We start from the raw sequence: 6,829 nt of genomic DNA, 5'->3' as shown, positions 1-6,829 counted from the left end.
CGCGGCGGCGGCCTTTCTCCCGGCGCGCAAGCGCCGCGGCCATGACGCTTCCTGCTTATTCGCTGTCGGGCGGCAGCAGGCGAACGGTATAATCGCGTGCTTTGCTGCGACGCTTCGGGCGCCGCACGACCGCATTCCAACTTCCCGGCAGGACCACCACCATGACAGCCCTCCTCATCGACGGCAACGCCCTTTCGAAGACCCTGCGCGCACAGGCCGCCGAACGCGCCGCCGCCCTGACCGCACGCGGCCACCAGCCCGGTCTCGCGGTGATCCTCGTCGGCGCCAACCCGGCGAGCGAAGTCTACGTGCGCAACAAGATCAAGGCGTGCGAGGACAACGGCTTCTTCTCGCTGAAGGATGCGTACCCGGACACGCTGTCGGAGGCCGACCTGCTCGCGCGCATCGACGAGCTGAACCGCGATCCGAAGATCCACGGCATCCTCGTCCAGCTGCCGCTGCCCAAGCACATCGACAGCCACAAGGTGATCGAGGCGATCGCGCCGGAGAAGGACGTCGACGGCTTCCACATCGCGAACGCCGGCGCGCTGATGACCGGCAAGCCGCTGTTCCGCCCGTGCACGCCGTATGGCGTGATGAAGATGTTCGAGGCACACGACATTCCGCTGCAGGGCGCGAACGCGGTCGTGATCGGCCGCTCGAACATCGTCGGCAAGCCAATGGCGATGATGCTGCTCGACGCCGGCGCGACCGTGACGATCTGCCACAGCAAGACGCGTGACCTCGCCGCACACACGCGGCAGGCCGACGTCGTGGTCGCCGCGGTCGGCAAGCGCAACATCCTGACCGCCGACATGGTGAAGCCCGGCGCAACGGTGATCGACGTCGGCATGAACCGCGACGACGCCGGCAAGCTGTGCGGCGACGTCGATTTCGCGGGCGTGAAGGAAGTGGCCGGCCACATCACGCCGGTGCCGGGCGGTGTCGGCCCGATGACCATCACGATGCTGCTGATCAACACGATCGAAGCCGCCGAGCGCGCCGCCGACGCGGCCGCGTGAGCGCCAGCCCGTTCAGCCGGCGTGCGATTCCGCGCGCCGGCGCCTCGCCGGCCACCCGGCACCGCACTGTACCGCGCCGGCCGCGCCGCGCCGTCAAACACCTCCACCCTGCATTCGACCCCGCGTCAATCGCATCGTTAGAAACTAACGATTGGAAAGCGCGCGATGCGCCCCAATAATGTCGATATCGGGCGCCGCGTTGCCTTGCGCGCCTTACCCTTTTCACTCCGGTTCATCCGGCAACAGACAGGGAGTCTTATGTCCGCCAGCGCCAACACCAACCCGCTTCTCGATTTCTCGGGCCTGCCCCGCTTCGGCGAGATCCGTCCGGAACACGTGACGCCCGCGCTCGACACGCTGCTCGAAGCCGCCAACCGCGCGGTCGACACGGCAAGCGCGGCCGCGACGCCGGCAACCTGGGCAGAAATCGTCGAGACGGTCGAGCACGCAACGGAGCCGCTCGGTCGCGCCTGGGGCATCGTCGGCCACCTGAACGCGGTCGCCGATACGCCCGAACTGCGGGCCGCCTATGGCGAGAACCTGCCGCGCGTGACCGAATTCTGGTCGAGCGTCGGCCAGAACCTCGCGCTGTACGAGAAGTACAAGGCGATCGCCGCAAGCGCCGAATACGCGACGCTGTCCACCGAACGCAAGAAGATCCTCGACAACGCGCTGCGCGATTTCCGTCTGTCGGGCGCCGAGCTGCCCGAGGACCAGAAGCCGCGCTTCGCCGAACTGCAGGAACAGCAGGCCGCACTGTCGAAGGCATTTTCCGACCACGTGCTCGACGCGACCAACGCGTACGCGTATTTCGTGCAGGACGAGGCCGACCTGGCCGGCCTGCCCGGCGACGCGATCGAGGCCGCGCGCGAAGCCGCGCAAAAGGATGCCAAGGAAGGCTGGAAATTCACGCTGCACTTCCCGTCGTACTTCCCGGTGCTGCAATACGCCGACAACCGCGCGCTGCGCGAGACGCTCTACCGCGCCTATGCGACGCGCGCGTCGGAACTCGGGCCGCAGTACGGCGACGGCAAGGCCGAATGGGACAACACGGCGATCGTCGCCGATGCGCTGAAGCTGCGCCGCGAAGAGGCGCTGATGCTCGGCTTCCGAAACTTCGCCGAAGTGTCGCTCGCGCCGAAGATGGCCGAATCGCCGCAGCAGGTCATCGCATTCCTCGAGGATCTCGCAACGCGCGCGCGCCCGCATGCGGACAAGGACTGGGACGAGCTGCGCACGTTCGCCGCGAAGGAACTCAGCCTCGCCGAACTCGCGCCGTGGGACGTCGCATTCGCAGCCGAAAAGCTGCGCCAGCAGCGCTACGCGTTCTCGGAAAACGAGGTCAAGCAGTACTTCCCGGAGCCGGCCGCGCTGAAGGGCCTGTTCACCGTCACCGAGACGCTGTTCGGCGTTCAGATCAAGCCGGACGACGCGCCGGTGTGGCACAAGGACGTGCGTTTCTTCCGCGTCGAGAACCGCGACGGCTCGCTCGTCGCGCAGTTCTATCTCGACCTGTACGCGCGCGAAGGCAAGCGCGGCGGCGCATGGATGGATGACGCGCGTTCGCGCGCGAAGCGCGGCAGCAGCGTGCAGACGCCGGTCGCCTATCTCACCTGCAATTTCTCGGCGCCGGTCGGCGGCAAGCCCGCGTGCTTCACGCACGACGAAGTCATCACGCTGTTCCATGAATTCGGCCACGGGCTGCACCACATGCTCACGCGTGTCGACGAACTCGGCGTGTCGGGCATCAACGGCGTCGAATGGGATGCCGTCGAGCTGCCGTCGCAGTTCATGGAAAACTTCTGCTGGGAATGGGACGTGCTGTCGTCGATGTCGTCGCACGTCGACACGGGCGCCGCGCTGCCGCGCGAGCTGTTCGACAAGATGATCGCGGCGAAGAACTTCCAGAGCGGGCTCGGCACGCTGCGCCAGATCGTGTTCTCGATGTTCGACATGCTGCTGCACGTCGACTTCGACCCGGCAGGCGCCACCGGCGTGACCGCATTCGCGCGCGAGATCAACGAGCGCTATCACGTGATCCCGCAAGCCGCGTTCTCGCGCTGGCCGAACACGTTCAGCCACATCTTCGCGGGCGGCTACGCGGCCGGCTACTACAGCTACAAGTGGGCCGAGGTGCTGTCGGCCGATGCGTACGCGGCGTTCGAGGAAGCGGCCGCCGCAAGCGGCAGCGTGCTCGATGCGGCGACCGGCACACGCTATCGCCGTGAAATCCTCGAGGTCGGCGGCAGCCGCCCGGCGATGGATTCGTTCAAGGCGTTCCGCGGCCGCGAGCCGCAGATCGATGCGCTGCTGCGCCACAACGGCATGGCCGCGCCTGCGCACTGAGCGCCGCCCGGCCCTTCCGGCTGCATGCAAGCAAAGGCACCGCTTCGGCGGTGCCTTTTTTCATGGCGCGGGCGATTCGTCGTCGAATAACGAGAACTGCCCGTGGCGCTCGGCCGTATCCTCGTCGATGCGCACGCCGACGCCGAGCAGCCGCACCGCCTGCGCACGTCGTTGCAGCCCCTTCGCGAGCAGCGTGACGGCCGTGTCCGCATTCGTCGCATCGGCCACGCACTCGACCGTCGTGCGCTGGAAATCGGCGAAGCGGATCTTCACGTACAGCTTGCGGATCGAGCGCGCGGCGCCCGCCCGTTCGATCCGCGCGTCGAGTTGCACGACGAGGCGGCGGATTTCCTCCGCGCACTGCTCGAGCGTCGTCAGGTCGGTCACGTAGGTCGTCTCGACGCTGACCGACTTGCGCTCCTGGTCGGCCTGCACGCGCCGCTCGTCGATCCCGCGCGACAGTTCGTACAGCCGCCGCCCGAACGCACCGAATTCGCGGTGCAGGGCGATCAACGGCCAGTCGCGCAACTGCGCGCAGGTCTGGATGCCGAGCCGGTCGAGCCGCGTGGCCGTCACCTTGCCGACGCCGTGCAGCTTGCGCACCGGCAGCGCCGCGACGAACGCGTCGATCTCGTGCGGCCGCACGACGAACAGCCCGTCGGGCTTGTTCCAGTCGGACGCGATCTTCGCGATGAACTTGTTCGGCGCGACGCCGGCCGACACGGTCACGCCGACCGTGTCGAACACGCGCTGGCGGATCTCGCGCGCAATCAGCGTCGCACTGCCCTGGCACCGCTCCGACCCGCTGACGTCGAGGTAGGCCTCGTCGAGCGACAGCGGCTCGACGTCGGGCGTGTAGTCGCGATAGATCGCCATGATCTGCCGCGACGCCGCGCGGTATTTGTCCATCGCGGTCGGCAGGATCAGCAGGTCCGGGCACTTGCGCATCGCCAGCGCCGACGACATCGCCGAATGCACGCCGTAGCGCCGCGCCTCGTAGTTGCAGGTCGCGATCACGCCACGCTGGTCGGGCCGGCCGCCGACCGCGAGCGGCCGGTTGCGCAGCGACGGATCGTCGCGCATCTCGACCGACGCGTAGAAGCAGTCGCAGTCGCAGTGAATGATCTTGCGCATGCGCGGCAGCGCGTCGCCCGGCGGCGGCACGTGCGGATCGGCAGGCGGAATGATGGTCGGGTTCACGGTGCCGATACTGTACAAAAACACAGTGCCGGTTTCAACTGTCGCGTGCGGCCAGGCCCGGCGGCGCCGTACTGGCCCGCTTTGCGCGGATCGTACCGGCCGGGCGCGGACAGCGGCGCCTATACTCGTCTGCCGCAATACACGAAACGCAAAGGTGACGGATGAAGACGATCGGACTGATCGGCGGGATGAGCTGGGAATCGTCCGCCGAGTACTACCGGATGATCAATCGCCATTCGAAGGCGTTGCACGGCGGGCACCACAACGCGAAGAGCGTGCTGGTCACGGTCGATTTCGCGGAGATCGAGGCGCTGCAGCGCACGCACGACTGGACCGCGCTTGGCGAGCGGATGGCCGGCGCCGCGCGACAGCTCGAAGCGGCCGGCGCCGATCTCGTCGTGCTGACCACCAATACGATGCACCGCGTGTGCGATGCGATCGAAGCCGCGGTGACGCTGCCGTTCCTGCACATCGCCGATCCGACCGGCAGTGCGCTGCGCGATGCGGGCGTCGAGCGCGTCGCGCTGCTCGGCACGCGCTACACGATGGAGTTGCCGTTCTACGCGGAGCGGCTGCGCGGCAAGTTCGGAATGGAGGTGCTCGTGCCGGACGAGCGCGGGCGCGACGACGTGCACCGGATCATCTACGACGAGCTGTGCCACGGCATCATCTCGCCGGAATCGCGTGCGACGTACGTGAAGATCATCGAGGAACTGGCCCGGCGTGGTGCGCAGGCCGTGATCCTCGGCTGCACGGAGATCACGCTGCTGATCGGCGCGGACGACTCGCCGCTGCCGGTGTTCGACACGACCGCGCTGCATGCGAAGGCGGCGGTCGAGTGGGCGGCGCGCTGACCGGGCCCGCCGCTGCGATGCTGCCGATGACGCGAACGCGTACCGGCACAATGGGCCGCTCGCCTCTACCGAACGGCCTCACGAACGGGGCAAGTTGCGAGGCAAGCGCCAGCATGGATGTACAACGACACCGCTGAAGCGGTTCGCATCGCATTCGCCGGCAAGTCAGGACGCTTCGACCGTCGCGCCTGACCCTTCGCTCGGTTCGACTGGCCGCTCGAACGGGCACGCAGCGGCGAATGGCGCTCGTTCCCCCTGCCCCGGCGTGCCGATCAACGCGACCAGACCACACGCGAGCGATCCGCGCCAGTGCAGATAGTCGTGGCCGCTCGCCGTCGACGCGTAGCGCACCGCATAGCCTTTCGCCTGCAGCACGTCGCGCAGATGGCGGCTCGTCGTGCCGATGCCGGCCGGCCCCTTACCGTCCTCGAAACGGCCGCTCTCCAGATAGAAACGCACGGGCAACCGCTCACGCTCCCCATATTCGCGCGTCAGCCATTCGGCGGTACGCGTACGCGCATCGCCCTGCGTGGGCGCCCACCAGAACGAACCCGACTGGCTCAGCACGTTGCCGAACAGTTCCGGGTGGCGCAGCGCCGCGTAGGCCGACGCAAGCCCGCCGTAGCTCGACCCTGCGATCACCGTGCGCGCCGCCGGCGCGCTCACGCCTTCGCGACGCGCCCACGGCATCAGTTCTTCCGCGAGAAAGCGCGCGAATGCGGGATTCGGCGGCAGTTCCCGGCCGCGCGTCGCGCCGTCCGGATTGCCGACGATGAGCGCCGCGGTGCGCGGCACGCGCCCTTCCGCGATCAGGTTGTCGAGGATCGTCGGCGTCGGCACCGCGTCGACGTACGCGTGTGCGTCGAACACCACGACGAGCGCGCGCGCCGGATCGTCCGCACGGTAGCCGGCCGGTCGATACAGGTACACGTCGCGGGTATTGCCGAGCACGGTGCTGGCGAACCGGTAAGCGGTCAGCGAACCGGCCGGCACGTTCGCGCGCGGTGCGATCCACGGCTGCGGCGGCGCGTCGCGCAACTCGAGCACCGACTTGCCCTGGAACGGATCGGGCGCGGGATTCATGAACGCGTGCGGATTGAGCGGATCGCGCTGCGCGGTTGCGAGAATCGCGCGGCGCCGCGCACCGTCGTCGAGATCCAGTTCGGGCACGTCGGGAGCGAGCAGGTAGCTGATGCGCGTCGTGGCCGGCACCACGTAGCTGCGATACCAGACGTCGCTGCCCGGCAGGTGCCGCAGCGTGTCGTGCTCGCCCGACGGGCTGCCGAGCAGCCGCACGTTGTCGCGCGCACCGCGCCACAGGAACGTGACGAGCCGTGTCGCTTCGTCGGGCGGGTTCAGGCCGCGCGCGATCGTTGCGTCGGTGCGCAACGGCTGCGCGGGCACCGA

Annotated in this window: 5 protein-coding genes; 3 read left to right on the top strand and 2 right to left on the bottom strand. The window is 68.2% G+C overall.

The window, feature by feature from the left end; genetic code table 11:
• Positions 1-161 precede the first annotated feature (161 nt).
• Positions 162-1,022, top strand: a complete 861-nt coding sequence (folD, locus tag G3N93_RS30355) for a bifunctional methylenetetrahydrofolate dehydrogenase/methenyltetrahydrofolate cyclohydrolase FolD (RefSeq protein ID WP_174941850.1) — start codon at positions 162-164, stop codon at positions 1,020-1,022.
• A gap of 258 nt (positions 1,023-1,280) precedes the next feature.
• Positions 1,281-3,368 carry a M3 family metallopeptidase gene (locus tag G3N93_RS30350; RefSeq protein ID WP_206134607.1) on the top strand — a complete coding sequence of 696 codons (2,088 nt, stop codon included), beginning with the start codon at positions 1,281-1,283 and terminating at the stop codon, positions 3,366-3,368.
• Between the two features lie 60 nt (positions 3,369-3,428).
• On the opposite strand, the gene dinB is transcribed toward G3N93_RS30350, so the two are convergent.
• A complete protein-coding gene (dinB, locus tag G3N93_RS30345; protein WP_206134606.1) occupies positions 3,429-4,592 on the bottom strand; it encodes a DNA polymerase IV in 1,164 nt (387 codons plus the stop codon).
• A gap of 137 nt (positions 4,593-4,729) precedes the next feature.
• On the opposite strand from dinB, the gene G3N93_RS30340 reads away from it, so the two are divergent.
• The gene (locus G3N93_RS30340; protein ID WP_206134605.1) at positions 4,730-5,422 is read left to right on the top strand and encodes an aspartate/glutamate racemase family protein; all 693 of its coding nucleotides are present in this window, start codon (positions 4,730-4,732) and stop codon (positions 5,420-5,422) included.
• A 165-nt stretch (positions 5,423-5,587) separates the two neighbouring features.
• Here G3N93_RS30340 and G3N93_RS30335 read toward each other — a convergent pair.
• The coding region (locus G3N93_RS30335; RefSeq protein ID WP_206134604.1) for an alpha/beta hydrolase-fold protein at positions 5,588-6,829 on the bottom strand (1,242 nt) is incomplete at its 5' end.

The sequence above is a fragment of the Burkholderia sp. Se-20378 genome, assembly GCF_017104665.1.
GTDB lineage: Bacteria > Pseudomonadota > Gammaproteobacteria > Burkholderiales > Burkholderiaceae > Burkholderia > Burkholderia lata.
This window is presented reverse-complemented; position numbering and strand designations above follow the sequence as displayed.

What these genes read in the sequence shown, in the direction of transcription:
- folD (WP_174941850.1), top strand. Translation starts at nt 162, where the DNA reads ATGACAGCCCTCCTCATCGACGGCAACGCCCTTTCGAAGACCCTGCGC.
- G3N93_RS30350 (WP_206134607.1), top strand. Translation starts at nt 1,281, where the DNA reads ATGTCCGCCAGCGCCAACACCAACCCGCTTCTCGATTTCTCGGGCCTG.
- G3N93_RS30340 (WP_206134605.1), top strand. Translation starts at nt 4,730, where the DNA reads ATGAAGACGATCGGACTGATCGGCGGGATGAGCTGGGAATCGTCCGCC.